At 69.6% G+C, this 25,572-nt stretch carries 25 protein-coding genes and 1 pseudogene; 11 read left to right on the top strand and 15 right to left on the bottom strand.

The window, feature by feature from the left end; genetic code table 11:
- Positions 1-17 precede the first annotated feature (17 nt).
- The 5 genes from FVE25_RS13920 to FVE25_RS13900 all read right to left on the bottom strand — a co-directional run bounded on the left by FVE25_RS13920 (position 18) and on the right by FVE25_RS13900 (position 3,495).
- Positions 18-227 carry a hypothetical protein gene (locus FVE25_RS13920; RefSeq protein WP_157247031.1) on the bottom strand — a complete coding sequence of 70 codons (210 nt, stop codon included), beginning with the start codon at positions 225-227 and terminating at the stop codon, positions 18-20.
- A gap of 511 nt (positions 228-738) precedes the next feature.
- Entirely contained in the window at positions 739-1,362 is a 624-nt protein-coding gene (locus FVE25_RS13915; protein ID WP_157247029.1) for a CoA transferase, read from the bottom strand.
- Positions 1,347-2,117 carry an enoyl-CoA hydratase/isomerase family protein gene (locus FVE25_RS13910; protein WP_157247027.1) on the bottom strand — a complete coding sequence of 257 codons (771 nt, stop codon included), beginning with the start codon at positions 2,115-2,117 and terminating at the stop codon, positions 1,347-1,349. Before FVE25_RS13910 ends, FVE25_RS13915 begins: the two co-directional genes overlap by 16 nt.
- Positions 2,114-2,269, bottom strand: a complete 156-nt coding sequence (locus FVE25_RS13905; protein ID WP_157247025.1) for a hypothetical protein — start codon at positions 2,267-2,269, stop codon at positions 2,114-2,116. The genes FVE25_RS13910 and FVE25_RS13905 overlap by 4 nt, the downstream gene beginning before the upstream one ends.
- Positions 2,254-3,495, bottom strand: a complete 1,242-nt coding sequence (locus FVE25_RS13900; RefSeq protein ID WP_157247023.1) for a CaiB/BaiF CoA transferase family protein — start codon at positions 3,493-3,495, stop codon at positions 2,254-2,256. The genes FVE25_RS13905 and FVE25_RS13900 overlap by 16 nt, the downstream gene beginning before the upstream one ends.
- A gap of 143 nt (positions 3,496-3,638) precedes the next feature.
- Between FVE25_RS13900 and FVE25_RS13895 the strand changes: the two genes are divergently transcribed.
- Both FVE25_RS13895 and FVE25_RS55115 read left to right on the top strand, forming a co-directional pair.
- On the top strand, positions 3,639-4,355 hold the full coding sequence (locus FVE25_RS13895) for a GntR family transcriptional regulator (RefSeq protein ID WP_157247021.1): 717 nt from the start codon (positions 3,639-3,641) through the stop codon (positions 4,353-4,355).
- Positions 4,356-4,784: 429 nt separating this feature from the next.
- On the top strand, positions 4,785-6,089 hold the full coding sequence (locus tag FVE25_RS55115; RefSeq protein WP_246266995.1) for an ankyrin repeat domain-containing protein: 1,305 nt from the start codon (positions 4,785-4,787) through the stop codon (positions 6,087-6,089).
- A 130-nt stretch (positions 6,090-6,219) separates the two neighbouring features.
- On the opposite strand, the gene FVE25_RS57000 is transcribed toward FVE25_RS55115, so the two are convergent.
- Positions 6,220-6,783 carry a transposase gene (locus FVE25_RS57000; RefSeq protein WP_425489492.1) on the bottom strand — a complete coding sequence of 188 codons (564 nt, stop codon included), beginning with the start codon at positions 6,781-6,783 and terminating at the stop codon, positions 6,220-6,222.
- Between FVE25_RS57000 and FVE25_RS55110 the strand changes: the two genes are divergently transcribed.
- Positions 6,667-6,921, top strand: a complete 255-nt coding sequence (locus FVE25_RS55110; RefSeq protein WP_246266993.1) for a hypothetical protein — start codon at positions 6,667-6,669, stop codon at positions 6,919-6,921. The two genes, FVE25_RS57000 and FVE25_RS55110, sit on opposite strands and share 117 nt — an antisense overlap.
- Before the next feature lie 696 nt (positions 6,922-7,617).
- On the opposite strand, the gene FVE25_RS13880 is transcribed toward FVE25_RS55110, so the two are convergent.
- A complete protein-coding gene (locus tag FVE25_RS13880) occupies positions 7,618-9,108 on the bottom strand; it encodes a carboxylesterase/lipase family protein (RefSeq protein ID WP_157247017.1) in 1,491 nt (496 codons plus the stop codon).
- 97 nt (positions 9,109-9,205) lie between these two features.
- On the opposite strand from FVE25_RS13880, the gene FVE25_RS13875 reads away from it, so the two are divergent.
- Complete coding sequence (locus FVE25_RS13875; RefSeq protein ID WP_157247015.1) at positions 9,206-9,805, top strand: TetR/AcrR family transcriptional regulator; 600 nt, start codon at positions 9,206-9,208, stop codon at positions 9,803-9,805.
- An 85-nt stretch (positions 9,806-9,890) separates the two neighbouring features.
- Here FVE25_RS13875 and FVE25_RS56995 read toward each other — a convergent pair whose 3' ends face one another.
- From FVE25_RS56995 to FVE25_RS13855, 4 genes are all read right to left on the bottom strand, one after another.
- Complete coding sequence (locus tag FVE25_RS56995; protein WP_157247014.1) at positions 9,891-10,034, bottom strand: undecaprenyl diphosphate synthase family protein; 144 nt, start codon at positions 10,032-10,034, stop codon at positions 9,891-9,893.
- A 1,212-nt stretch (positions 10,035-11,246) separates the two neighbouring features.
- Entirely contained in the window at positions 11,247-12,140 is an 894-nt protein-coding gene (locus tag FVE25_RS13865; protein ID WP_157247012.1) for an alpha/beta hydrolase, read from the bottom strand.
- A 686-nt stretch (positions 12,141-12,826) separates the two neighbouring features.
- A complete protein-coding gene (locus tag FVE25_RS13860) occupies positions 12,827-13,201 on the bottom strand; it encodes a peptidase inhibitor family I36 protein (protein ID WP_157247010.1) in 375 nt (124 codons plus the stop codon).
- A 422-nt stretch (positions 13,202-13,623) separates the two neighbouring features.
- Positions 13,624-14,805 carry a M20 metallopeptidase family protein gene (locus tag FVE25_RS13855; protein WP_157247008.1) on the bottom strand — a complete coding sequence of 394 codons (1,182 nt, stop codon included), beginning with the start codon at positions 14,803-14,805 and terminating at the stop codon, positions 13,624-13,626.
- 220 nt (positions 14,806-15,025) lie between these two features.
- Between FVE25_RS13855 and FVE25_RS13850 the strand changes: the two genes are divergently transcribed.
- The 7 genes from FVE25_RS13850 (at position 15,026) to FVE25_RS13820 (ending at position 22,598) form a co-directional block, all read left to right on the top strand.
- Positions 15,026-16,681, top strand: coding sequence for an ABC transporter substrate-binding protein (locus FVE25_RS13850; RefSeq protein ID WP_181019579.1), 1,656 nt, complete (start codon positions 15,026-15,028; stop codon positions 16,679-16,681).
- Positions 16,682-16,696: 15 nt separating this feature from the next.
- Positions 16,697-17,719, top strand: a complete 1,023-nt coding sequence (locus tag FVE25_RS13845; RefSeq protein WP_157247683.1) for an ABC transporter permease — start codon at positions 16,697-16,699, stop codon at positions 17,717-17,719.
- On the top strand, positions 17,716-18,582 hold the full coding sequence (locus tag FVE25_RS13840) for an ABC transporter permease (RefSeq protein WP_219825490.1): 867 nt from the start codon (positions 17,716-17,718) through the stop codon (positions 18,580-18,582). Before FVE25_RS13845 ends, FVE25_RS13840 begins: the two co-directional genes overlap by 4 nt.
- A complete protein-coding gene (locus FVE25_RS13835; protein ID WP_157247004.1) occupies positions 18,579-19,589 on the top strand; it encodes an ABC transporter ATP-binding protein in 1,011 nt (336 codons plus the stop codon). Before FVE25_RS13840 ends, FVE25_RS13835 begins: the two co-directional genes overlap by 4 nt.
- Positions 19,586-20,389, top strand: a complete 804-nt coding sequence (locus tag FVE25_RS13830) for an ATP-binding cassette domain-containing protein (protein WP_181019608.1) — start codon at positions 19,586-19,588, stop codon at positions 20,387-20,389. Before FVE25_RS13835 ends, FVE25_RS13830 begins: the two co-directional genes overlap by 4 nt.
- Before the next feature lie 75 nt (positions 20,390-20,464).
- A complete protein-coding gene (locus FVE25_RS13825) occupies positions 20,465-20,962 on the top strand; it encodes a hotdog family protein (protein ID WP_157247000.1) in 498 nt (165 codons plus the stop codon).
- A gap of 43 nt (positions 20,963-21,005) precedes the next feature.
- Positions 21,006-22,598, top strand: coding sequence for a class I adenylate-forming enzyme family protein (locus FVE25_RS13820; RefSeq protein WP_219825489.1), 1,593 nt, complete (start codon positions 21,006-21,008; stop codon positions 22,596-22,598).
- Between the two features lie 48 nt (positions 22,599-22,646).
- Here the strand turns inward: FVE25_RS13820 and FVE25_RS13815 are convergent, their stop codons facing one another.
- The 4 genes and pseudogenes from FVE25_RS13815 to FVE25_RS13800 form a co-directional block, all read right to left on the bottom strand.
- Positions 22,647-23,237: a TetR/AcrR family transcriptional regulator gene (locus tag FVE25_RS13815; protein ID WP_219825488.1), complete on the bottom strand. Its 591-nt coding sequence runs from the start codon at positions 23,235-23,237 to the stop codon at positions 22,647-22,649.
- A gap of 111 nt (positions 23,238-23,348) precedes the next feature.
- Positions 23,349-23,540 (bottom strand): annotated as a pseudogene (locus tag FVE25_RS55105) (ISL3 family transposase); the annotation flags it as partial.
- 181 nt (positions 23,541-23,721) lie between these two features.
- Positions 23,722-24,384, bottom strand: coding sequence for a response regulator transcription factor (locus FVE25_RS13805; protein WP_157246994.1), 663 nt, complete (start codon positions 24,382-24,384; stop codon positions 23,722-23,724).
- Positions 24,372-25,532: a sensor histidine kinase gene (locus FVE25_RS13800; protein WP_181019578.1), complete on the bottom strand. Its 1,161-nt coding sequence runs from the start codon at positions 25,530-25,532 to the stop codon at positions 24,372-24,374. The genes FVE25_RS13805 and FVE25_RS13800 overlap by 13 nt, the downstream gene beginning before the upstream one ends.
- Positions 25,533-25,572 lie beyond the last annotated feature (40 nt).

The raw sequence follows: 25,572 nt of genomic DNA, 5'->3' as shown, positions 1-25,572 counted from the left end.
CACCGGGCAAGAGGGAATCAAGGGCTGGCCGATGTCCGGCTCCGGCCAGCGCGGCCCGGGCGCTCGACCAGGCCGGTCGCGAGCAGCTGGCCGAGCCGCAGCTCTTTCGGTCCGGATTTCCACGGCAGCGTGAGGATGACGGGATCGATCACGAGCCGCCACGCCATCACCACCCCGATGACAATGACGAGTACCGGGCCTACCTGGAAGAGCAGGTCCGCCGCCACCACAAGCGGGCCGGCGAGTACATCGGGCTGCAGGCCGAGTACACGGCCGCGCCACCGACGAGACAGCGGCGGCACTGGCCCGTGCGCTCGTGCTGGTCCAGATCGCGGCGGCCACCTATACGGAACAGGCACCCTTGGGCTTCCCCGAACTCCACACCCGACCGGGCAGGACCCGGCCACGCATGTCAGGCGTAGGGACAGGTCGCGAGCACTGGCCCGGACCACGTCCTCGGCGTCGAGCCTCCTTCAACGCAGTCACTCACAACACGCGACATCACATCGCGACCACGGTTTCTCCCGGTCTCGGATCCGGACGACCACTCATACCCAGCCAGATGAGCCAACCCGTCATTCATGACGCGATCGGCGGAAACGATCTCGCGGAGAACGGTCTGGCAGGTCGGCTCGTTGCGCGCGGCCGAGGTCGAGTGATGCCGCCGCGCAGAGTCCGGCCACGTGCTCGTCCGCTGTCTCCTCCGCGACCGCCTCGAGCCGGTCGCCGGCGCGGGCGTCACGCGAGTAGACCGTCATGGAGTTCCGTGCGTATCGTCTCGTCGTGCTCGCCGAGCAGGGGCGGGGGGAGGTGCCGCGTTCGATCGAGCGAGGTTCCGTCGGCTCGTCCCACGCGCAGCGGGGGTCCTGGCAGTCGCACGGGGCCCGTGGCTGGGTGATCGACCTCGATCACCAGGCCCTGGGACTCGGTCTGCTCCCAGGTGTAGACCTCCTCGATCGTCCTGATCGCGCCGGCGGGGACGCCGTCGGCGGCCAGCAGGTTCAGCCAGTGCCGCCTGGGCCTGGTCTTCAGGACTGTTTCGAGCCGCTCGACCAGCGCCGGATGCCTGGCGACCCGGTCGGTGTTGTCGGGGAACTCCGCGGGGTCGACGCCGACCAGCACGGCGAACCGTCGCCAATGCTCCCTGATCACGGGAAAGCCGAGCCGGTCGAGCACACCCGGCCTGAAGTTCTCGATCAGCACGTCGGCCCGGCCGACGAGCCGCTCGAGCATCGCGCGGCCTTCGGGCGACTCCACCTTGATCACCCGCGCGCCCATGTCGCCAAGCATCATGGCCGCGTGCTGTCCCGCGAGCGCCCGCGACAGATCCAGCACCAGCGTGCCTGCTAGCGGCCCTGCCATGCCACCTTCTCCTTGGCCAGGAAGGCCGGTACGGCGGCGCGGAAGTCGTCGCTGCCGAAGACCGCGGCCACGATGTCGTCTCCTCCGGGCAGCCCGGCCACCCGCAACCGGCGTACCGCCTCCTTCGCCGCCCACATCGACAGCGGGGCGTGGGCGAGCAGGCGCCGCTCGACCTCGGCCTGCCGTACGTCCAGATCGTCGGGTGAGCAGAGCTCGGCCACGAAACCGGCGGCGGACGCTTCTTCTCCCGAGAACATGCGAGCGCGCAGCAGCATGTCGAGGGTGCGGGCCGGGCCCAGATGGTGGACCAGCAGCGAATGGGTGTTCATGGACAGGCAGTTGCCCAGCGTCTTGGCGATGGGCGCGCCGAAGCGGGCGTCAGGCGTCGCGATGCGCAGGTCGCAGGCGGCGGCCACGACCAGGCCGCCGCCGACGCAGTAGCCCCGCACCACGGCTAGGGTGGGAACGCGGACCTGTTCGAGCCTGTCGACGATCCGCTGGACCTTCCGCTCGTAGGCGATGCCGTCCTGCCCACCGGCGAACGCGGTGAACTGGGAGATGTCGGTACCCGCGACGAACGCCCTGCCGCCCGCGCCGGACAGCGTCATCAGCTTGATGCCGGGGTCGGAGTCGGCGCGCTCGCACGCCTCGTGGAGGCCGTCCCACATCGCCCACGTCAGCGCGTTGTGCCGGTCGGGCCGGTTGAACACCACGCGTAGCACCGGTCCGTCCACCGAAACGAGGAGCTCGGTCATACGGTGATCCTTTCCTTCTTGAACGGTTTGATGAGCGTTGGCCCTGCCAGCAGTAGCGCCGCCGGCGCCGGCACCAGCAGGGCGATCGGCCTGGTGAAGAGGACGGTCCAGGTGAGGCTGCCGCTCACACCGGTGATCAGCTGGTCTCCCATGAGGTCTCCATTGGTGCGGTGGGGGGTCGGGCCGCGACGCCGTCGTCGAGCAGCCGCTCGATCTCGCTGCCGGAAAGCCCGCATTCGCGCAGCACCTCGACGGTGTCCGCGCCGAGCAGCGGGCCCGCCGACTCACGACGGGTAGGCGTGGCCGAGAACCGCATCGCCGAGCCGAGCTGGCGAACGGCGCCCATGACGGGATGGTCGGCGTCCCAGAAGTAGTTGCGGTGTGCGAGGTGCTCGTCGTTGAACACCTGGTCGTAGGTGGAGATCGGGGCGCACGGCACGCCGTACCCGTCCAGCGCGGCCACGACCTCGGCGGTGGTCCTGGTCGTGGTCACCTGCTCGATGGCGGGCACGAGCTCGTGGCGCAGGCCGTGCCGGTCGTGTGCGTCGTCGTATCCGGCCTCGCCGAGCAGGTGCGTCAGGCCGAGGGCGGTGCAGAAGCCGGTCCAGGTCTTCGGGGTCACCGCGCCGACCGTGCACCAGCCGTCCGCGGTGCGGATCGCCTGGTAGGGCGCCGTGCTCTGGTGGGCGGAGCCGAGCGGTCTGCCGACCTCGCCGGTGGCGAAGTACTTGCCTGCCTCCCACACGGCGAACGAGACGGCCGACTCCAGCAGTGAGACGTCCACGTGCTGCCCCTCGCCCGTCAGGTCGCGGCCGCGGAGGGCGGCGACGGCGCCGAGCGCGCAGTACAGACCGCATACCAGGTCGGCGATCGGCACGCCCACCTTGACGGGGTCGCCGTCTGGAGGGCCTGTCACGCTCATCAGGCCGCCACGCGCCTGCGCCATGATGTCGAGGCCCGGAAGGTCGGCCAGCGGCCCGTCCTGGCCCCAGCCTGAGGCCGAGACGTAGACCAGGCGCGGATTGATCAGACGCAGCTCCTCGTAGCCGAGGCCGAGCCTGCGCATCGCGCCTGGCCTGAGGTTCTCCACGAGCACGTCGGCCTTCTCCGCCAGGCGGAGCAGCGCGGCCACGCCGGCCTCACTCTTGAGGTCCAGGGCGATGGAGCGCTTGTTGCGGTTGAGCCTGGCGAACGCCGAGCTTTGCCCGGCCACGAACGGGCCGATGGCGCGGACCTGGTCGCCGCCCCGGGGATTCTCGACCTTGACGACGGTGGCGCCGAGGTCCGCGAGCTGCATGGTCGCGAAGGGAGCGGCGATGAACGCCCCCACCTCGATCACGCGGACCCCGATCAGTGGCGCGGCGTGGGACGAACTCATGGGATCCCCCTATATGCCGGAAAGTGAATGAAAGTGCACTTCGTCAGACGGGTTGTCTATTGTCTACAGAAGACAAGTGCGCTAGACAAGAGTTCGTTGCAACCTTTTCCTCGACGTTCCCGACGCGACACAGAGAGAACACGATGCGCATCGAGCCACCCCCCAGCATGGTCAGTCTCGCCACCGAGGCGCTGATGCGCATGCTGCTCAGCGGCGCGCTGAAGCCAGGTGATCGAGTCGTGGAGAACCAGCTCACCCAGGACCTCGGCGTGAGCAGGCCGCCGCTGCGCGAGGCGATGCGCGTGCTGGAGCAGCAGGGCCTGATCACCCAGGTGCCCAGGCGAGGCGCCTTCGTCACCCAGCTCACGCTGCACGACATCTACGAGATCTCTACCCTCCGCAGGGAGCTGGAGCGGATGGCGGTGAACCTCGGCGTCCCCGTGCGCGACCAGACTCGCCTGGAGCGGTGCCGTGCCGCCCTGGCCCTGCAGGGCGAGGCCGCACAGGCGGGCGACCACGTCGGCGTGATCGAGCACGGCTACGAGTTCCACAGCTCGGTGATCGGGCTCTCGGGACACCGGCGGGTCGAGGAGGCATACCGCTCGATCCAGCTGCAGATGCTGGTGTGCATGGGCATGAACAGGCAGGCCAGAGCCGACAGAGAGTCGCTGGTCGAGGACTGGCGACGGCACCAGAAGCTGCTGGAGGTGATCGAGGCGGGCGATCCTGAGGCGGTCCACCACGAGCTGGCCATCCACGGCGCCACCACGTTCATCGACGGCATCGAGGACAAGGTCGGCGGCCACTCGCCGGAGTCACTGGCCTGGCTGAAGCGGATACGCGCGGAAGGACAGGCATGATCGAGGAACTGGAGGCGGCCATCGGCTGGGAGGGACCGCCCAGGCGGGACACCGTCGAACGACGGCACCTGAGCGCGTTTCTCCAGGCCATCGGCGATCAATCCGACGGCGAGGTCCACTCACGTCCACCGCGTGCTTCCTCGACGAGCCGCCTTCGACGCCCGCCGCCCAGTCCTACGGCTCAGGCCGTCGTGCACGACCTCGACGATCACCACACACCCGCCCTGGACCGAGACGAACAGGTGGCGCTTTTCAGGAGGCTCTGTGACGTGGTCCGCACATCCGGTCAGGTGGCCGAGGCCGGCCCCACTGCGGATGCATCTCCTGAGAGCCCGGCTGTCATCCCGGCGCCGGCTCAACCAGCCGCCTCCCGCACGCAAGAGCCCGCAGTCCCTCCCGTCGACCCCGCACGTCACCGGGTTCTTCAGGGTGGAACTGCTCAAGGACAGCCTGCGCGCCCGCGGAGGCTCGCCTCTCGACGTGGTCGAAGACACCGGTAGAGGGCTGATCGCACTGCTCGCCGATGCAGCCGCCCGAATCCTCACTGACGTCGAGCTGCCGCCGGGCGTCTTTGGTGAAGTGCAACGCATGGACGGAAATCCGGACCGTACGTACGGCGGTCGCCCCTACCAGCTAGTTCGTGCCGCCCCGGTCGCCTACACCGTGATGCCGAAAATGACGCAGCCCTTCACCCGCGTGCTGCTGGGCTCATGCCCGGCATCGCCACCCGCCGCTATAATGATCAATTCTTTAGGGAGCGTCATGACCGAGCCTCTGCCGGCGGGATGGTCCGGAATCGATGGGCATGGATGGGCTGACCTCGCGGCGATCCGCGCCAGGCTGGAAGCGGGCGCCGACCCCGGCTCGGGCGTCTACGCCTTCGGCGGTTACGAGGGAAGGCCCCTGCACTTCGCGGCCGAATGGGGGACTCCTGAGACGGTGGCCGAGCTGGCCCGTCGCGTCGACGACGTCGATGCCGAGTTCGACGACCGGACCGCCCTGTGGACGGCGGTGTTCGCCCATCGCCTGGACAACGCCCGCACCCTGGTCGCCGCCAGTGCGGACCCCTGGCGGCCCATGATGGCCGGATGGTCTCCTGGACGGCTCGCCCTCGCCGGTCCGACCCCGGACCTGTTCCCGGTCCCCGCCGGGCACCCCGGCCTGACCCCCGACGAGGCCGCGACGGCCGCGGAGGCGCACCGGCTGATCGCCGCGCTGGCCGGCATCGACGACTACATGGGTGTGGCCTGCGTGGCGGATCTCACCACGACTGAGACTGCTCGGCGTCTGGAAGCCCGGCCGGTGGACGACACCACTATGGAGCCGGTCCTGGAAGATCCTTGGGCCGATCCCGACGCCCATCTGGGAATCGTCGGAATCACCGACGTCCCCGGTGGATGCGTCGTCACCCAACCCTGGGGGTACATCCCCTCCACTCCCGAAGTGACCTTGCCGTTGTCCGAGGGAACGGTCTGCTACAGCCTGTTCGCCAACCCCAAGAGCGGCGACCAAGGACTGGTCAGCCGCGATGGAGTGATCGAGGACTCCGACACACTTCCCGGCGGCGGCGACGCGGGCGGACACCTGACGGCCGACGAGATCCTGGCCGAATACCTCTACCAGGGCGAGGCCGTGGCATATGTGTGCGCCAAGGCAGGGCTGCGACTGCCCGACGCCCGGGCCATCGTCGGCCCGCCGGATCTGTGGGTGCGCCTGCCGGAGCGAGAGCGCTGAAGCCGGGTGGTCAGGCCACAGGCGAACCGGGCTGGTGGCAACCCAGGTGATCACGGGCCGAACGCCCACGACACCATTACCGGGAACCCCTCCCGCCAGAACGCACCGCCGTGCGACCCGACCCGCTCCGTCATGACAACGTCCGCACCCGCATCGCGCAGCGCGACCGCCCACCGGGCCGCGGACGCCCTGGGCCGGGTTTGCTGGGTTTGGGTGCTCCGGCCGGCTGAGCCAGAGCGGGACGCAGGTCCCGAAACCCGCGCCGCACACGGGCCGGAGTGGGCCGACCGGCCGGGGCGGGCTTCTCCCAAGGGCGGCGGCGAGGTGACGGCTGAGCCGTAGCTGGGTGCTGACGATGCGGGGATGCAGCCGGTCCCAGGCACCGGCCTCGGCATTGCCATAGTGGCTGGTGTCGGTCACGGTCGCGGCTCGGCCAGGTGGCCGGGTCCCATAGGGCGAACTGGCCGCCATGCTTGTGTGGGCGCCCGCCGTAGGGGCTGGCCCGCATGAACTTCTCGCGCGAAGGCGCCGGACGCAACAGCACCCGATCGGAGCGGATGCGGCCCAGCAGTTCGACTTGCAGGTCGCGCAGGACGTAGGCCAGGCGGGTGATGTCGTAGCCGGCGTCGGTCACGATGAGGATGTCCGGCTCCCCGAGGCCCGATTGCCCGGCGGCGATCAACCGCTCGGTCACCGCGCGCGGTGGCGTCATCGGCTGGGCCCCGGCCAGGCCACGTCCAGCAGCGCCGTCCACGAGCTGCGGCCCGGCTCCGGCGCCGCCACGAACGAGTACGGCCAAGCCGGGATGAACTGGGCGCGGCCGTACACGTGACAGAACTACCGCTCCGGCGAGCAGGCCGCATCCGAGCGCAGCCACGGCGAGACCTCCACGCTCAGCACGATCCGGCCACCCGGCCGGCGCGGCAGCGGCAGACGGGCCAGCACCTGCAATCGCTCCGTGTCGATCCGGCCGTGGTTGAGCCCGCCATAGGCGGCGCCGTGCCCACGCCGCTACTCCGGTAACAAGGTCAGATCCGCCGGTGAGCGGACCGGCCCCGGCTCACACAACAGCGAGCGCATCAGCCCGTCCGGTCAGGCAGGCGTAGAAGTCGTTTCGGAACCGGGATAACTCCCTCTAGGAGACGCCCCGCGCTTCACGCGGCGGGGCCGTCAGATCGAGCGCGGCCCCATGGCGCGAGACGCGGAAGAGGCCATGCCCTCGCCGGCATGGACGGGCTCGTGGGGTTCTTTCCGCCCACGTCACCCGCTGCTGGGCACGCCTACCTGCCGGTCACCGATCTGGAGCCGCTGCCGTACGCGCTCGGGTGGCGGAGAGCGAGCCCATCCGGGCCCTGGCCGGGATCATCCGTGACCTGGGCCCTCTCCCGGCTCTTGATGTCGTCCGTCACTCCTGGGGTGGGATCTGATGCCAAGCGGGCCGGGTGTTGCCTGGCTGTGCGCCAGTTCGCGCTGTCCCCGATGGGCCGGTGAGTGGTGGCATCGCAGTCGTAGGAGTCGACCCGGACAATTACGAAAGATCGAAGGGGGCGGGGGAGTGGCCTTCCCAGATCTGGCGGGATGCCTGTTCGGGGTAGGGCAGAGTCTTCGATTCGGTGTCCAGGACGCGGGTGAGGTGCCCGCCGGGCCGGTGAGCGGACCAGCCCGCGTCGCCGGTGGTGACGAAGCGGACCCATGCCTCCTGGAGTTCGCGGGAGAGCGCGACGGCCTCGGGAGTGGGCTCCTCGCCGATGAGCTGGGTGCCGACGGGGCTGTCCAGCGTGCCGAACGCCAGGGGCACGTCGAGGCTGTGGCAGGCGCCCAGGATGCCGCCGAGGGCCGGAGCGACCCAGCACAGTTCGAACAGGTACGAGGTGCCGCCGGCTGCGGCGTTCGCCTCGGCCAGCTCCTGTGACGGCATGCGGAAGAGGGCGTCGGAGTACACCGTCTCCACCAGCTCCTCCGGGCCTGCCTGCGGGAACGCGGCACGGTAGGCCCGCGCGCCGTCCGGCTGCGGGGCGAGCAGTTCCAGGGCTGCGTGGGCGTCCTCCTCGGTGAAGGTGCCGTACCGTCCGCTCATGACGCTGAAGTACCGGAATTCGTCCCGGGCGTGGCCGACGAGCAGTTCGGTTCCGCTCGCTCGCGCGCCGGTCAGCGCGGGCCAGGGCGTTTCCGGCAGGACCTCGCCGTCGACGACGGGGCACAGCGCGGTGCCGGCCTCCGTGAGGCGTCCCCAGCTCTCCCGGTGCGCGTGGAGGCCGGCGTTGAAGGAGGTGAGCTCGGCGGCCAGGTGCCATGGGTCGATGTCGCGCAGGGCCTCGGCGGTGGGAGCCGCCGCGCCGAGCCGGTCCGCGAACGCGGCGGTGACCTGCCGTGCCAGCGCGGGGGTGCTGTGCAGCCCCGGCACCGAATGGGCGATGGCCCGCCGGAACAGGCCGCGCTCGGACTTCATCGTCAGCAGGGCGGCGACCGACCCCGCCCCGGCGGACACCCCGGCCACGGTGACCCGGCCGGGGTCGCCTCCGAAGGCGGCGATGTTGCGCTGCACCCACTCCAGCGCCGCGATCTGGTCGAGGAATCCGCGGTTGGGCGGCGCGTCGTCGAGGAACGCGAAACCCTCCGCGCCCACGCGGCAGTTGATGGTCACCACGACGAGTCCCGCCTCGGCCAGCGCTGCCGGGTCGAACATCGGGTCGCTCGACGCCGCCGAGAGGTAGCCGCCTACGGGGATCCACACCAGCACCGGCAGTCCCGCCGCGCCGGGATCCGGAGTGCCGACGTTGAGCGTCAGCCAGTCGGTGCCCTGCGGGGGCACGTCGATCGGCAGCGACAGCGGCACCACGGGGCCGAACTCGACCGCCTGCCTCGTCCCCTCCCAACGGTACGGCGGAGCGGGCGCGGCGAAGCGGAGCGCTCCGACCGGGGGCTGGGCGTAGGGGATGCCGCGGAACACCGCGTGCCCCTGCCGCCGGCGCCCCTGCACCACGCCTTCCGTGGTCCGTACCTTTGGCTGATCGGACATGACGATTCCTTCCCTCGAGTGGACCTCAGGATTATGGGTCAAGTGTATTATGTCAACTGTATTGGAACAGTTCCGGGGTACGAGGGAGGGGCCGGAGATGCCGAAACAGGTGGATCACCGCGGACGCCGCGAAGCGATCGCCCGCGCACTGTGGCGGGTGGTGGAGAAGCGCGGCGTCACACAGCTGACGATGCGCGTGGTGGCGCAGGAGGCGGGCATGTCACTCGGGCAGTTGCAGCACTACTTCGCCTCCCGGACCGCCATGCTCTCCTTCGCCATGGACTTCGCGTCCGAGCAGACCTCGGTGCGCGTACACCAGGGGCTCGAAAAGCTCGGTGACCGTCCGCACCCCCGTGACGTGCTGCGACTGACGCTCGCGGAAATGCTCCCCCTGCATGCCGACGCCCGCGCGACCAGCCGGATGAGCGCCGCCTACGTCCTGGAGGCGCTGCACGACGAGGCCGTGCACGAGCAGGCGCGCCGCGGTCTCGTCCAAGGGCGGGCCCTCGTCGAGCAGTTGGTCCGCCAGGCGATCGCCGACGGGCACATCGACTCCGGCCGCGACCCGGCGACCGAGACCAACCTGCTCCTCGCCCTCACCGGCTTCACCTCCCTGATCGAACTCGACGTGATCGAGCCCCAGGACGCGCTCGCCGCGATCGACGTGCATCTGGACCGGCTGTTCAGGAGGACGTGACCTGCCCCGGACACGGGGGCAGGTGGGGACAACATCAGCTCCAGTCCGGCCGCTCCCCGGCCTGGTGCCATCTGACCAGCCACGTCTACCTCGGCACCGCGCCCGTTTCCACCCCGGCCGTCTGGCTCCACTCCACCACCTCAAACAACCGGCGAGCGCCCTCGCGATGCCCGTCCACTGGACCCAGACGGTGAGCCGCGGCCCAGTGGCGGTTGCCGTCGAGGATCATCGCCCTGGCGCGGCACTCCCCGCTCCGGTCTCAGCCCGGCCGGGTCCGTCCGCAGCGCCCTGCCGGGCGAAAGATGGGCCCGGCACTGAGATCGGCGAGCGCGCCAGCGCTTGCTCGTGAGCCACGGCAGGTGCCACCTCCCCACGGGCGGTAGGTGTGTTCACGGCGGGAACCGACGACCCCATGCCGCGGCCAGGGTCAGGCCATGGCGGCGAGCTCGGCGCTCAGCCGCTGGGCCGGCTGCTCCTGTGCGGCCTCGGCGACTGATCAGCGTCAGGCCGGTCGGGGTGGCGGTGGCCGCGGCGGCCAGGACGCGGCGGGTGGTGGGAGTGCGCATGGAGAGGGCTCCTGCCCGGGCCTCCCCCCGGGACGGGGCGGAGCCTGGCGGGTGATCCACCCTGGGCGGCGGCCTGCAGGATCATCGCCAATCATCACTCTTGATAATCATTCGGGCTGCTGCGCTTGAGCGACGACACCCTGCCCGGCGTGCAGCAGCTGGAACTGTTCGCCGCCGAACCCATGCCCGCGCCCGCCGCGGAGGACGACCCCACCGCAGCGTGAGGATGCCGGGCCGCCGCCGAGCTGCCCCGGGTCACGGTGGAGGGACAAGCGAAGGGTGGGGCGCGGCCTTCCCCAGCTCCTGGATCTTCTCCCCACGGGACCGCCCAACCTCGACAGGCTCCCCGAAGACCTTTGCCGCCGACTGTTCGAGGTCTTCCGGCTCGCGATCACCCACGACAAGACCACTCACACAACGACCTGCACCATCACCCTGACCGGCGATATCATCGACACCGTCGGCAGGGTCGCCAACGAGGCCCTGGAAACGACAAATGGGCACCCGAATGTGCCCACTTGTATGGTGCCCCTGGGCCACCCTCACCGGACACGCCAAACCCACCCTGGCCTCCGGTGGCGCCGACCAAAGCATCATCATCTGGCCCCTGCGCCCCGAGCCGTCCTGCGTTGACTCAGCAGATCCTGCGCGAGCTCGATCCCACTGGTGACGGACCTCCGTCACTAGATCTAGGCCGTCAATGCTGAGAACCGCCCGAAGGGTCGATGACCGTGACCATGCCTGGGGAGGCTTTCGCGCTGTGGTGTGGACGCTGCTGGACGGCGCCGCCGGGGGTGCTGGGGTCGGGGATTCGGTGAGGAGCGGCCGGTGACCGCCCCGCACTCGGGCAGGACCTCGCGGTGTGGCCAAGGCGCTCAGGTGGTCCAGTGGCTTGTGATGAATGCGGCGGCCGAGTTCAGGGCGTGGTCGGCGTCGTCGAGGATTGCCGCGAAGGCCTGGAAGACGTGCGGCGCCTCGGGCCAGACCTGCAGAGTGACGGGGACGTCGTGTTCTGCGGCGCGGGCGGTGAGGCGGACGGCGTCATCGAGCAGGATCTCGTGGGAGCCGACCTGGATGAGCAGCGGGGGCAGGCCGGTGAGGTCGGCGAAGATCGGGCTGGCCAGAGGGGTGGCGGGGTCGCCCTCACCGAGGTAGTCCCGGGCCCGGGCGCGCAGGGCTTCGGGGGTCAGGATCGCGTCGAGCGCGGCCTTTCCGGTGGCGCTCGCCCCGGTGACACTCAGGTCGGCCCAGGGGGAGAAGATCGCGGCCGAGGCGGGCTGCGGCAGTCCGGCGTCCTTGAGCGCGACGAGGGTGGCCGCGACCAGGCCGCCGCCGGCCGATTCGCCGACGAACGCGATGCGTAAGGCGGCCACGCCCTGGCCGAGCAGCGCGCGGTAGGCGGCGACGGCGTCCTCGACCGCGGCAGGGAAGGGGTGCTCGGGGGCCAGGCGGTAGTCGACGGAGACGGCCCGTACTCTGGCGCGGCGGGCGATGTCGGCGGTCAGGCCGACCGAATCGGAGGCCGATCCCAGGACGTAGGCGCCGCCGTGGAAGTAGAGGATCACGTGCTCTGGATCGATGTCCGGGGTGTGCACCAGTACCACGGGCACGCCGCCGAGCTGGCATGGCTGGGCCGAGACATCGCCGGGCAGGGGTGCGGAGGCAACCACCTCGTGGAAGATCGCGCGTTGCTGAGCGAGGTCGCCGCTGAGGTCGAGCGGGCCGTTCCGCAGGAGTTTGTCGAGGTCCTGGCGCTGCTGCTGGGTCATCGTGTTGCCTTTCCCGGCGGGCGGTGATGGTACGTACATGCGGGTAGTTCAGGCACGCGTGGATCGTGGGGTGCGTGTGATCGGGGCCGGACTCAGGATGAACTGAGTGGAGCCGGAGGCCACTTCCGTGGACCCCGCTTCCCACAGCCCGGCATCGCGGGTGGCGAAAGGGACGTTGGCGATCTCGACCGCCACCATCCGCGCCACCTCGGCACTGAGGTGGCGGCGGCGCCCAGACCACAACTCATCGTCCGCATGCGGGTGCGCGCCCCGGAGGTGACCGACCGGATCTCGCAGTTGGTGTCGAATGCCATACCTTGACGAGTCAAGGTAACCACCCCTAGCTTACCTTGATAGCTCAAAGTAAGGAGGGTGCGCCGACGTCCTCGTGCGGCGGCGGCGTATGCGGCCTCGCGGCGCGGGGCCTGCGCCCACCGGTCTCGCGCTTACCCGGCCGAGGCCGGCCTGCCGGCGCGCCGTCTGATCGACATGCTCGCCTATCGCGACATCGACACCGGTTGACGGGCTGCTCGGACGCGGTCCCGGGCCATGCTGGGCCGCTTGAGGCCGGGCCTGCGGTGGATCGAGGACGCCGACTGCGGTGTGGCGGGCGGCCCTGCCGGCGGAGTAGGCGGTGGGCTCCCGGGCAGGGGTGAAGCCTGGGGACGGGAAGCCCGGTGCGTGGGTCAGCAGGCGCTGTGCAGGGCTACCGCGTCGATACGCGTGCCGAAGTTGGTGTCGTAGGCGTTGGCGTAGTCGCCGATGTTGACCTTGCGGAATTCGCGGGGGTCGTAGTCGATGAAACAGCCGCGCACGTTGGCGTAGAAGGAGTAGACGTGGTCGTGGAGGTTGGGCGGCATGTCGCGATAGCCGTTGGACGGCATCCAGCGCCACGGCGTGCCCCGGAAGTCGCGCTCGTACCAGAAGCAGATCTCTCCGGCCGCGCACTGGGCGGCGGCTCGCTGCAACGCGGTCTGCGACGCCGGGGAGGCGTCGGAGGCGGCGGCTGCCGTCGGCGTTGCGGTGAGCATGAGTGTGGCTGTGATGACGAGGGCCTTCATGGATGTCCTTCCTGGAGAGATTCCAGGAAGGGACTCTATGTGATTGATCGATTATCCACTGTGACCGACTCGGGTAGCCGCCGGCCTCATCCCGCGCCGACCGAGGAACGGGCGGCCCGCCTTGGATCTCTGCCAGCAAGCGGTGACTGGGCCGCTCTCGAACACCACGCCATGCCTGCGACATGGCGCACCTATGCGTGAGCTTCGCCATGACAAGGCAGGGGCACGGTCAGAGCCAGATGCCGGGGTGGCGCCTCGGGGCAATCGGCCGTTCCTGCTCGCCGACCTGGACCGGGCCCGGGGCGGGTCGTGATGTGGCCCGGCCGGTAACCCTTCAGTGCTCGCTGGCCGGGGTCGAGTCGCAGCTCGTAGTCGTAGGTCCGGTACGGCCGGAAGTCGAAGACGCGCGACCGCCGGGTCCGTTAGGCCAGCAGGGCGAGAGTGGCTCGGGTCAGGGACTCGACGCCGACGGAGAGGGCGGTTTCGTCGATGTCGAAGGCTGGGTGATGAGAGGACGGGGCGTCGGGGGAGGGGGCGCCGACGGCGTAGTAGCAGCCGGGCACTTCGCGCAGGAAGCGCGACATGTCGTCGGAGCCGGTCATCGGCTCGACGGGCTGGACCCGCTCGGGTCCGAATGCCTCGGTGAAGGCCGTCCGGAGGAGCTCGGTGACGGCGGGGTCGTTCGTCAGGGTCGGGCAACTGGGGCCGAAGGTGAGGCCGGCGGAGGCGCCACCGCGCTCGGCGATCTCTCGTACGATCTGCGCCACCTGCTCGCTCAGCGCGCCGCAGCCCTCGGGGTCGAGCGAGCGGATCGTGCCGGCTATCGAGACCTCGGTGGGGATGATGTTGGGGGCGGTACCACCGTTGACCTGAGTGGCGGTGACCGTGGCGGAGTCCCCGATCCGTGCTCTGAGGTCGCGCAGGGCCAAGATCACCTCCGCCGTGATCGGCAGCGGGTCGATGGCGCCGTCCGGGGCACTGCCGTGACCGCCGGTGCCGGTGATCGTGATGCGGAAGGTCTCCAGGGCGGCCAGCAGCGGGCCCGGGCCGAGCCCGAGCACGCCCACAGGGTAGAGCTCGGTCAGATGCAGGCCGACTGCGCGGTCGACGCCCGTCAGGGCGCCGTCCTGGATCATACGGCGGGCGCCGTCGCCGAGCTCCTCGGCGGGCTGGAAGCACATCCGGACCCGCCCGTTCCAGCGGTCGCGTAGCGCGTGCAGCACCTGCGCGACGCTCAGCGCGATCGCGGTGTGCCCGTCGTGCCCGCAGGCGTGCATGACACCGGGCACGGTGGAGCGGTAGGGACGGCCGTCGGCCACCTCCTCGATCGGCAGGGCGTCCATGTCGGCACGGACGAGGACCGTGGGGCCGGGGCGGCCGGAGTCCAGGTCGGCGAGCACGCCTGTGCCGCCGACGCCCCGCCGTACCTCGAACCCGAGCGCCGCGCAGCGGTCGGCGACGAGTGCCGCCGTCGCGTGTTCCTGGAAGCCGAGTTCTGGGTTGGCATGCAGGTGGCGGCGCACCTCGATGGTGCGTTCGGCGAGCCGGGCGGTCTCGGCGAGGAGTGCGGCGTTGAGGTCTGGGGTCGGGAGGGCATGTGGCATGCGCCGGACCCTACACGGTCCATCGCCACGCGAACGACCGCCGGCGTCGTTGCTGCGCTGCCGCAGCCAGCGCGTCGTTGTGCCTGATCGCATCGCCGCCCCAGGTCAGAGGGTTCGCTTCCCTGCTTCGACCTCTTGTGGTTATGGAACGACCTTTATATATTGCGCTTTACATCACATGCCGTCGATCGGGGCAGGTGGCCCAAGCGAAGGAGTTCCGATGTCTCTATCCCCTGGTGGCCGCCGTTCTGCTGGACAGCTGGGGGCGGCGGCGGTGGCGATCGTCGCCGCCGGCGGTGTGGTGGCTTGCTCGTCCGCTTCGCAGACCGACGCGGGCGGCGGGCAGCAGCAGCCCCAGCTTGTCGCGAGCCTGCCGCCCGCCAAGGGGCAGGTCGACCGCATCACCTGGAATCTCCCGGGTGAGCCGGCCACGCTCTTTCCCCCCAATGCGGCCGCGTACAGCAGCGGCCAGGTCGTCGGCAACCTGTGCGAGGGGCTGCTGAAGATCGACGCCGAGCATCGGCTGACACCGAACTTGGCTACATACAAGCAGGTCGACCCGAAGACGATCGTTTACACGATCCGCTCCGACGCCCGGTTCTGGGACGGCAAGCCGGTGACGGCCGAGGACGTGGCCTACAGCCTGAATCTGGGCAGGGACCCATCACGGATCGTCAGCTTGAACTACATCAACGTCAAGAACATCACCGCGACCGGCCGCGACCAGGTGACGGTGCGGTTCACCAAGCCCGACGAGCTGTTCAACAACGAGATGGCCAATATCGCGGGCATGGTGGTGCAGAAGGCGCATGCCGAGCGGGCGGGCAAGAAGATCGGCACGCCTGAGGGCGGGCTGATGTGCAGCGGACCGTTCAAGCTGGAGTCATGGCGCAGCGGAGACAGCATCACGATCTCGCGTAATGACGCCTACTGGAACCCCGAGCGGCGGGCACACGCGAAACAGGTGACGTTCACCTTCGTCACCGACACCACGGCGCTGGTGCAGGCGCTGAACGCGGGAGAGATCGACGGCGCCTACGAGATCTCCCCGTCGGCCATCCCGGCGCTGCGCAAGTCCGGTGCGGGACGCTTGACGTTCGGCCCCTCGATGCAGTCGTGGCAGCTTGACGTGGCGAACCCGGGCGGTGTGCTCGGCGACGCGAAAGTGCTCCAGGCGTTTCTCACCCTTGTCGACCGTGCGGCGCTGGCCCGGGTCGTCTTCAACGGCGCAGCGGCCCCGCTGTACACCGGCCTCTCGCCCGCGACGTGGCCCAGCGACCAGAAGGAGACCTACCAGCAGGCGTACCAGCGTTTCGCCAAGGAGCGCGGCTACGACCTCGAGAAGGCCAAGAGGCTGGTCGCCGAGTCGGGCTATGCGGGCCAGGAAATCGTCCTGGTGACCAAGGGCGGCAACGACAGCGGCTCGCGTACGGCACAGCTGATCCAGCAGCAGGCCAAGCAGGCAGGACTGAAGATCAGGATCAACACGCTGACCCCGCTGGCGTTCGACCAGGCCGGGACCGACGCAGAAAGACGCAAGGGAATGGACCTGATGCTGCACTCGACCTTCAACGCCACCCAGGACCCCCTTGAGACCCTTGGCCTCGGCTACCTGCCCGGCCAGCCCTACAACTACGCCGACTTCAACAACGCCGAGGTGACCCGGCTACTGACCGAGGCGCGGCAGAGTTTCGACGCCGCCGAACGGGCACGCAAGATCGTGGCCGCCCAGGAGATCTTCGAACGTGCACCCAACTCCATCCCGCTGGTCAGCAACCACACCGTGACCTTCCTCAACTCACGGCTCACCGGTGCGATCACCTCGTTCGCCTACTGGTCGATGCCGCAGATGGCCTTCGTCGGCTCGGCCGGATAAGGCCGCGTGGTGACCATGAAGCACTCCGGCCCGGAACCCGGCCTCGCCTCCGATCTGAAGACCGGCGCGGCCGCTACCGGCGGGACCGCCTGGACCGGGCTGCTGCGGCGGGCGGCCACATTGGCCGCCGGTGGGGTGGCCACGGTAGTGGTCTCCTCGCTCGTCGTCTTCCTCGCGCTGGCCCAAGCCCCCGGCGACCCGGTGGCGCAGCTCCTTGGGGATCGGGCCACTGCCGCCCAGCGGGCCGCGATGTCGGCGCAGCTCGGGCTCGACGACCCGGTTCTGGTGCGCTATTGGCATTGGCTGACCGGTGTCCTGCACGGCGATCTCGGGGCGTCGCTGACCTATCGCCAGGACGTGACCGCGCTGCTGACGCCGCGGCTTGGCGTCAGCTTCATGTTGACGGCGATGGCCGCCCTGATCACTTTGGTGGCGGGGGTCGGCCTGGGCACGTTCGGCGGCGTCAGCGGACGCTGGCGCCCGCTGGTGAGCGGCCTGACCGGGGTGGGCATCGCGATCCCCGGATTCGTGGCCGCCGCTCTGCTGATCAGCGTCTTCGCGGCCGGGCTCGGCTGGTTTCCGACCTACGGTGCGGGCAGCGGGTTCGGCGACCGGATCTGGCACCTGACGCTGCCTGCGGTGGCGCTGTCGTTAGGCTGGTCGGCCTACATCGCGCAGATGACGGCCGCTGCGGTGAAACAGGAGGCGGACAAGGAGCACGTGACCACCGCGATCGGCCGGGGTCTGCCCCGGTTCCTGGTGATCCGGCGGCACGTGCTGCGCAACGCGTTCATCCCGCTGCTGACGGTCTCCGGCCTGGTGACGGCCGGTCTGGTCGCCGGGTCGGTGGTGGTGGAAACGGCGTTCGCCATCGACGGGATCGGCTCGCTGCTGGTACGAAGTGTGTCCGCCAAGGACTACCCGGTGGTCAACGCCGTCTCGCTGATCATCATTGTCGCGTTCGTCGCCGTCACCACCGTGATCGACCTGGTCCAGACGTCGCTCGATCCACGCCTGCGGGACGGAGCCGGCGCATGACCGTGACGCAGATGGCGCAGGTCGCGCGGACGGCGCCGTTGTCGATGCTGCGGCTCGGCCGACGCGACCCTATCCTGACGATCTTCGCAGTAGTGTGCGGGCTGCTGGTCCTGCTGGCGGTGTTCGGGCCGCTGCTGGCCCCGTACCCGCCGGATCGCACCGACATCCTGGCCTCCGGGCAGGCCCCGTCGGCGGCCCATCTGCTCGGGACCGACGCGCTTGGCCGCGACATCTTGTCCCGGTTGCTGGCCGGGGCTCGGTTGAGCTTCGCCGGACCGGCGGTCATCGTGGCGACCGGTTCGGCGCTCGGTACCGCGCTGGCCATCTTTTCGGCCTGGCACGGCGGCTGGGTCGACCGGGCTGTGGCCCGGGTGCTGAACGTGCTGTTCGCGGCGCCGGGCGTCCTGGTCGCGGTGCTGGCCGCAGCGATCTTCGGGGCGGGTTTCTGGGCTCCGGTGATCGCTCTGTCAGTGGTGTACGTCCCCTACATCGCACGCGTCGTACGCAGCGCCGCCCTGACGGAACGGCACCGGCCGTACGTGGAGGCGCTGGCTCTGGCCGGGCTGCCGGCCTGGCGTATCTGCACCCGGCACGTGCTCCGCAACGTGGCCCCCATCATCATGGCGCAGGCCACACTGGCGTTCGGGTCGGCGCTGATGGAGTTCGGCGCGATCTCCTTCCTCGGCCTCGGCGTCCAGCCACCGCAGGCCGAATGGGGCGTCATGGTGAACGACGGCAGGTCCGAGATGCTCGGCGGAGCCGTCCAGCAGAGCGTGACGGCCGGGCTGTGCATCGTCGCGGCGGTGGTCGCGTTCAACGTACTCGGCGAACGGCTCTCTGTGCGGATCGGAGCAGACCAATGAACGAGCGGGTGAACGAGCCGCTTCTGGATATCGAGAACCTGGGTGTCGAACTGCCCCGTCATGATCGGCGTGGCGCGCGCCGTACGGTCATCCAAGGCGTCACCTTGTCGGTGGCGCCGGGTGAGGCCGTCGGGGTGGTCGGCGAGTCCGGCTCGGGCAAGTCGATGACGGCCCGGGCGGTGCTGCGGCTCCTGCCGGCCGGCGCGACGGTCACGGGCCACATCGGCTTCCAGGGCCGCTCCGTCCTCGGGTTGTCGCGCCGGGAACTGGCCGACTACCGCTCCCGGCGGGTGTCGATGATTTATCAGGATCCGCGCGCCCACACCAACCCGCTGCGTACCATCGCCGACTTCCTCACCGAGGGTGTGGTCGCTTGCGGCGACATGTCCCGGGACGAGGCGGCTGAAGCCGGCTGCGCCCTGCTCCGCGACGTCGGTGTGAGCGACCCGGAGCGCCGCATGACGCAGTATCCGCACCAGCTTTCCGGCGGCCTGCTGCAACGCATGATGATCGTGATGGCGCTGCTGCCCTCTCCCGATCTGGTCCTGGCCGACGAGCCCACCACCGCTCTGGACGTCACCGTCCAGTCCGAGGTGATGGCGATCCTCGCCGAGCAGATCCGTGAGCGCTCACTGGGTCTGCTGTTCATCACCCATGACCTCGATCTCGCCGCCGCGGTCACCGACACGCTGGCGGTGATGTACGCGGGCACGATCGTGGAGATCGGTCCTGCGGCAGCCGTCTACGCCGGCCCGGCACACCCCTATACCGCCGCGCTGCTGGCCTCCCGACCCAGCCCCTTCAGCGTCAAGCGGATCGCCGCCATCCCCGGCCGCCCGATAGCGGCATTCGAAGCCGGGGACGGCTGCGTGTTCGCCGCCCGATGCCCCTACGCCACGGATCAGTGCCGCACCCAGCGGCCCTTGGCCCGCCCCGTCGCGGGCCGCTCGGTGGCTTGCCATCGGGCCGAGGACCTGGAATCGGCCCTGCGGGCGATGGTCTCGTGACCGAACCGCTGCTGCTCGTCCAAGGACTGCGAAAGGTCTTCAGCGGGCGGAGATCCTCGCCGGGCCTGGTGGCCGTGGACGACGTCGGCTTTGACCTCCGCCCGGGGGACTCACTGGCCATCGTCGGCGAATCAGGCTCCGGCAAGACCACCACCGCCCGGATCATCGCCGGACTCGAAACCGCCTCGGAAGGCCGGGTCCTCCTGAGCGGCACACCCATCGCCGGGCCAGGCGTCCGCCGCCCCGGCAGCCCCGACATCCAGATGGTCTTCCAAGACCCGTCCGGGTCACTGGACCCCCGCCAGCGAATCGGCGGCGCCATCGCCGAGTTCCTCACCCTGCGCCGGTACCCGCGCGCCCAGCGCCGCGCCCGTGTGCACGAACTGCTGGAAGCGGTCGGCCTGGACGAACGTCACGCCGCCGAATACCCCCGCAACCTGTCCGGCGGGCAGCGGCAGCGCGTGACCATCGCCCGTGCCCTCGCCCTGCAGCCGCGGATCCTGATTCTGGATGAGGCCGTCTCCGCCCTGGACGTCAGCGTCCAGGCCCAGGTGCTCAACGTCCTGATCGACATCCGGCGCAGGCTCGGGGTCTCGTATCTGTTCGTCTCCCATGACCTGGCCGTCGTACGGCAGATCAGCGACCGCTGCCTGGTCATGCGAGCCGGTCGGGTGGTCGAGCACGGCACCACGTCCGAGGTACTCGACCACCCCCGCGAGCTCTACACCCGCCAACTCCTGGAGGCGATACCCCGCCCCGGCTGGAAGCCGCGGCGGCGCCCCTCCCTCACCACCCTCTGAACACCGCATGGGCACAACAGGCACACATATGCGCTCGTTTTATAACAAGCTATACATTTCCGTGGAGGACGAATCATGGGCATCGACCACACCGACGACTCCGAGATCGTCACGCTCAGCGTCGCCCATCCCGGCCAGGCGCCGTCGCTGCGCGACAAGACCTTCCTGACGCCGTGGTTCCAGATGGACCCCGACCGATCGGCCGCATTCGACAAGGCTTCCTACTTCGACCGTTCACCCCACCCCTACGACGAATCCGGATACGGCCGGGACCTGGTGGAGGGCTTTCACCTGCTCGCCGTGCTCGATCACCTGGTCAACCATGCCCTGTGGTCCGAAGGGCCCTGGCTGGCCTGGAACTACGGGCTGGACCGGGTGCGGTTCGTGTCCGTGATCCGGTGCTCCGACCGGTTCCGCGTCCGAGGAACGATCGCCGACGTCATCGACCGGGGCGAACAGGGGCACCTGCTCGTCGTCGACTGCGTCGCGGAGGTCGAGGGCCGCGAACGCCCCGGGTTCGTGGCCACCCAGCGAGCGCTGTGGACCACCTCCTCGCCCCGCCCGGACGCCTGAGAACCCCAGCACCACACATCGCCCTGCCGCGAACGGAGAACCCGTGCACGACCACTTGACCATTGATCTCACATCCCACCACCGTGACCTGCTGGACCTCACCATCCCGGAGGCATTGGACCGCGCCGCGCGGGCCTGGCCCAACGCCGGCGCGCTGCACTTCATCGACACCGGGCAGCGGATGACCTGGGCCCAGTTGCAGCAGGCGGTCAGCCGGGTGCGCTCAGCGCTGGAAGCACTCGGCCTCAAGCCCGGCGACAAGGTCGGCCTCATGCTGCGCAACCAGATCGAATTCCCGCTGGCCTGGCTCGCCGTGATCGACGCCGGCGCCCTTGCCGTCCCCGTCAACCCCCGCTACACGCGGCGGGAAGTCGACGCCGTCCTCGGCGACGCCGGAGCTTCCTGGCTCGTCGTGACCGAAGACCTGCGCGAACACGTCGCGGGCGCGGTGCCTCCCGGCAACGTCGTCGTGACGGGCCACAGCGGCGCCCCCGGCAACGCCGAGGGGCGAACCTTCGAGGAACTGCTCAGACACCCCGCCACACCCAGGACCCACCAGGCCCGGCGCCGCGATGTCGTGGGCCTCCAGTTCACCTCCGGGACCACGGGCCTGCCCAAAGGCTGCCTGCTCACTCACGAGTACTGGCTCGACCTCGCCGTGTACGGCGCAGCGGCGTTCGGCGACCCGCAGCGCATCCTGGCCGACCATCCGTTCTTCTACATGCAGAACCAGGCGTACCTGATGACGGCGCTGGCCAGTGGCGGCCAGTTGTACGTCACCTCCGGCCTCAGCAGGCGCACGTTCATGCGCTGGCTCACCGACCACGGCATCGACATGGCGTGGATCGACGAAGGCATGCTCAAGCAGGAACCGTCCGAACTCGACCATCGGCTCCAGCTGAAGAAGGCGCCGGTGTCGGCCATCTCGCCCGCGCTGCACAAGCCGCTTGAGGAACGCTTCGGCCTGATGGCACGAGAGCTGTACGCGAGCACAGAGGTCGGACCATCGACGTTCGTCCCATGGGAACGGACCGACCTGGTCGGCTCGGGCTCGATGGGATGGTGCCTGCCCCACCGCGAGTCCAAGGTGATCGACGCCGCCGGGGCCGAGACGGCCCCCGGTGAGGTCGGCGAGCTGTGCCTGCGGGGGAGCGGGATGATGCTCGGCTACCACAACCGGCCCGAGGTCAACGCCGAGCTGTTCCTGCCCGGCGGGTGGTTCCGCACCGGCGACCTCGTCCGCAAGACCGCCGACGGGCAGCACTTCTTCCTCGGCCGCGCACGGGACATGGTGCGCCGCAGCGGCGAGAACATCTCCTCCGCCGAAGTGGAGCTGCACATGCAGGCGCAGCCGGAGGTGGCCGAGGTCGGCGTGATCCCCGTACCCGACCCCGAGCGAGGCGAAGAGGTCAAAGCCATCGTCGTGCCCAAACCCGGCAGTACGGTGACCGCCGCCCAGATCATCTCCTGGTGCCGCCAGGGCCTGGCACCGTTCAAGGTGCCGCGCTACATCGAGTTCCGCGACACGCTCCCGCACACCCCCAGCGGCAAGATCGCCAAGAGCGTGCTCAAGGCCGAAGACCCCCTCCATGACGGCGTGGTGGACACCCGCGCCGTGAGCAGCGACCCGCTGTGATCCGCGTGCGGGGCGGCGCCTCAACCGAGCCCGCCCCGCATGGGCGATTCACACGACCGGTTCACGCAAGGGCAGAGTCGACAGGAAGTGCTCCAGCACACGCAGCTGGCGGTCCCGGGTCCAGATCTCGGGGTGCTCGACGGCCGACAGGTTGATGCCATTGACCCACGACCGCAGCAGATCCACCGCGAACTCAAGATCGTCCTTATCGACGAGCTCGGCCACGTGCTCGCGGAACAGATCCCTCATCACAGATTCCAGTCGCATGAAGAACGCGCCGATCGCAGGCTCGGCATCCCGGTGGGCCAGCAGTGCGATCCGTGCCCGCTCCATGGCGAGCTCCTCCTCGTCATCGAGCGGCAGACCCCACTCGATCACCCGGCGGAGCCTCTCGACCGGGTCCTCTACCGCCCGGATCGTCTCCCCGAACTCGGCCACGTTGGCGGCCACGCCATCCAGCAGCCCTCCGATGAGCGCCTCCCGGTTCGGGAAGTAATGAGTGATGAGGGATATGGATCCGCCCATCTGCTCCGCCAGGTTACGCAGGGAGAACCTGGCGAATCCGCCTTCGCTCAGCACGGTCACGGCAGCACGGACGATCTCACGCGAACGCTGCTCCGGGTCGACGTACTTCGGCACTGTCATCCTTCCACGAGGAGCCCAGCGGCCACCGCCGTGACGCTACGTGCCCCTGCGATGCGCGGTCTGGCACATCCTACGTGTAGCAATCTTTACACGACGATACATACAGGTGATGATAGGCCGGTCTCCTTCGGTCCGGCCTTGGGTGACGTAGCAGTAGAGCAGGTTGAGGCTGCCGGTGTAGCCGAGCTGTTTGATCTCGCGAAACATCTGCAACGTTTCGGGCTCGCGGGTGCGGGCGTAGCGTTTGACGGTACGCAGAGACAGGTTCAGGCGGCGGGCGCACTCCAGCGGCCCAAGGTTTGCCGTGGACATCCTCGCGCCGGGCAGACCAGCCGTCGTACCTGGACCGATATCACCGCGCGCCGCCCGTCGACCACCACGCCGGCAAGATCGTTGATCTTTAGCGCGCCCCACCCCGACAGGTGAGCACCCAGCGCTACCACCGATTACGGGACAGAGTCCGTTACCTAGACAGCCCCTACCTGAGATGAGGGCTGGGAGCGCCGTTCAGGTAGGCGAGGACGGCGCGTACGCGGCGGTGGCCCGAATCGTCCGGAGACAGGCCGAGCTTGGCGAAGATGTTGCCGATGTGTTTGTGGACGGCGTTGTCGGAGATGAGCATCCGCTCGGCGATGGTCGTGTTGTCGTGGCCCTGTGCCATCAGGGCGAGCGACTCTCGTTCGCGGGCGGTGAGGGTGTCCAGGGGATCGTCGGCGCGGCGGGCCAGGAGCTGGGTGATGACTTCCGGGTCCATGGCGGTGCCGCCGGCCGCTACTCGGCGTAGGGCGTCGATGAACTCCGCCACCCGGCCTATGCGGTCCTTGAGGAGGTAGCCGATGCCGCCACGGCCGTCGGAGAGGAGTTCGCCGGCGTACTCGCGCTCGACGTACTGCGACAGCACCAGGATCGGCAGCGCGCCGTGTTCGCGGCGGGCTCTCAGCGCGGCGTGGATGCCCTCGTCGCGGAACGACGGTGGCAGGCGCACGTCGACGATGGCGACGTCGGGGCGGTGCTCGGCCACAGCGGCGTGGAACTTCTCGGCGTCGTCGACGACCGCCACCACTTCGCAGCCCTTCACCGCCAGCAGCAGTTCCAGGCCGCTGGACAGCAGGACGTTGTCCTCGGCGATCACGACTCGCATGGCGCCTCCTGATCGATCATTAGGTGTACGGCGAGCGTGGTGGGGCCGCCGGGCGGGCTGTCGAGGCGGAGCGTGCCGTCCAGGGCGGCCACCCGGCGGCGTATTCCGGGGATGCCGGTGCCGCGGGTCTCGTCGGCGCCGCCCTTTCCGTCGTCGGTGATCTCGACGGACAGGGCGTTGTCGACACGCTTGATTCTCAGGGTCGCCCGTGTGGCGGCGGCGTGCTTGGTGATGTTGGTCAGCGACTCGGCGATCACGTAGTAAGCCACCGACTCCACGGTCGCCGGGAGCGTACCGAGGTCGGGGAGCTCGATGTGGACCGGGACGCTCGATCGAGCGGCCAGCGCCGTCAGCGCTCCGTCGAGCCCCCGGTCGGCGAGGATCGGCGGGTAGATCGTCTGAAGGACGGCGCGCAGCTCGGTCATCGCCTCCTCCGCGGTCTCGTGCGTCTGCTGGAGCAGCGTCGCCGCCGTCTTCGGGTCGTCGGCCAGCAACTCGCGGGCCAGGCCCACCTGCATGGCGATGGCCACCAGGCGTGCCTGCGTGCCGTCGTGCAGGTCGCGTTCGATCCGCTGGAGCTCCCTGCCATGGGCGTCGACGACCCCGACGCGGCTCCTGGTCAGCGCGTCGACTCGCTCGGTGAGCCGTTCGCGGGGCGATGGCGTAAGCATCGCCAGGCAGAGGCGCGCGTGGAGTCGCGCCAGCATCGGGAGGAGCCGCCAGAGCGCGACGCCGAGGACGGCGATCTGAACGGAGCCTCCGATCAGCGCGGTCGCCCAATCGTCGACGCGGACGTCGAAGAACGAGAACAGGGTGGGACGCGTATCGGCCGAGAACGCCCACCACGAGGTCGACGCCACCACGGCGACCAGGATGTTGCCCAGGCACAGCAGGGTGGCCATCCCGAGTGGGAAGCCGACGGCGACGTGCGCGAGCGCCCAGGCGAGATTCCGCCGCCCGCCCGGCCGCCCGCCGGGCCGTCCGTCGGCCGAAACGCCGAGCAGCTTGCCGGCCCGCCGACGGTGCCAGGCCGCCCAGCGCCGTGCCGGCTGCGGCGCGAGCAGTACCGGGAACGCGAGTGCCGTGACCACGGCGGTAGCGAGCGTGACCAGAAGATAGGCCGAGCCGGCGGATGCCCGCCCAAGCATGTGCTCCTCCTCGCGACGCTGGTGTGGGATCACTATTTCG

This window comes from Nonomuraea typhae, from assembly GCF_009760925.1.
GTDB classification, from domain to species: Bacteria; Actinomycetota; Actinomycetes; order Streptosporangiales; family Streptosporangiaceae; genus Nonomuraea; species Nonomuraea typhae.
The sequence above is the reverse complement of the archived record's forward strand: the minus strand, read 5'-3'. Positions and strand labels throughout refer to the sequence as shown.

Excerpts from the sequence above, each read along its gene's own strand:
- FVE25_RS13915 (WP_157247029.1), bottom strand. The coding sequence starts at position 1,362 with ATGGCAGGGCCGCTAGCAGGCACGCTGGTGCTGGATCTGTCGCGGGCG.
- FVE25_RS13910 (WP_157247027.1), bottom strand. The coding sequence starts at position 2,117 with ATGACCGAGCTCCTCGTTTCGGTGGACGGACCGGTGCTACGCGTGGTG.
- FVE25_RS13905 (WP_157247025.1), bottom strand. The coding sequence starts at position 2,269 with ATGGGAGACCAGCTGATCACCGGTGTGAGCGGCAGCCTCACCTGGACC.
- FVE25_RS13900 (WP_157247023.1), bottom strand. The coding sequence starts at position 3,495 with ATGAGTTCGTCCCACGCCGCGCCACTGATCGGGGTCCGCGTGATCGAG.
- FVE25_RS13895 (WP_157247021.1), top strand. The coding sequence starts at position 3,639 with ATGCGCATCGAGCCACCCCCCAGCATGGTCAGTCTCGCCACCGAGGCG.
- FVE25_RS13880 (WP_157247017.1), bottom strand. The coding sequence starts at position 9,108 with ATGTCCGATCAGCCAAAGGTACGGACCACGGAAGGCGTGGTGCAGGGG.
- FVE25_RS13875 (WP_157247015.1), top strand. The coding sequence starts at position 9,206 with ATGCCGAAACAGGTGGATCACCGCGGACGCCGCGAAGCGATCGCCCGC.
- FVE25_RS56995 (WP_157247014.1), bottom strand. The coding sequence starts at position 10,034 with ATGATCCTCGACGGCAACCGCCACTGGGCCGCGGCTCACCGTCTGGGT.
- FVE25_RS13865 (WP_157247012.1), bottom strand. The coding sequence starts at position 12,140 with ATGACCCAGCAGCAGCGCCAGGACCTCGACAAACTCCTGCGGAACGGC.
- FVE25_RS13860 (WP_157247010.1), bottom strand. The coding sequence starts at position 13,201 with ATGAAGGCCCTCGTCATCACAGCCACACTCATGCTCACCGCAACGCCG.
- FVE25_RS13855 (WP_157247008.1), bottom strand. The coding sequence starts at position 14,805 with ATGCCACATGCCCTCCCGACCCCAGACCTCAACGCCGCACTCCTCGCC.
- FVE25_RS13850 (WP_181019579.1), top strand. The coding sequence starts at position 15,026 with ATGTCTCTATCCCCTGGTGGCCGCCGTTCTGCTGGACAGCTGGGGGCG.
- FVE25_RS13845 (WP_157247683.1), top strand. The coding sequence starts at position 16,697 with ATGAAGCACTCCGGCCCGGAACCCGGCCTCGCCTCCGATCTGAAGACC.
- FVE25_RS13840 (WP_219825490.1), top strand. The coding sequence starts at position 17,716 with ATGACCGTGACGCAGATGGCGCAGGTCGCGCGGACGGCGCCGTTGTCG.
- FVE25_RS13835 (WP_157247004.1), top strand. The coding sequence starts at position 18,579 with ATGAACGAGCGGGTGAACGAGCCGCTTCTGGATATCGAGAACCTGGGT.
- FVE25_RS13825 (WP_157247000.1), top strand. The coding sequence starts at position 20,465 with ATGGGCATCGACCACACCGACGACTCCGAGATCGTCACGCTCAGCGTC.
- FVE25_RS13805 (WP_157246994.1), bottom strand. The coding sequence starts at position 24,384 with ATGCGAGTCGTGATCGCCGAGGACAACGTCCTGCTGTCCAGCGGCCTG.
- FVE25_RS13800 (WP_181019578.1), bottom strand. The coding sequence starts at position 25,532 with ATGCTTGGGCGGGCATCCGCCGGCTCGGCCTATCTTCTGGTCACGCTC.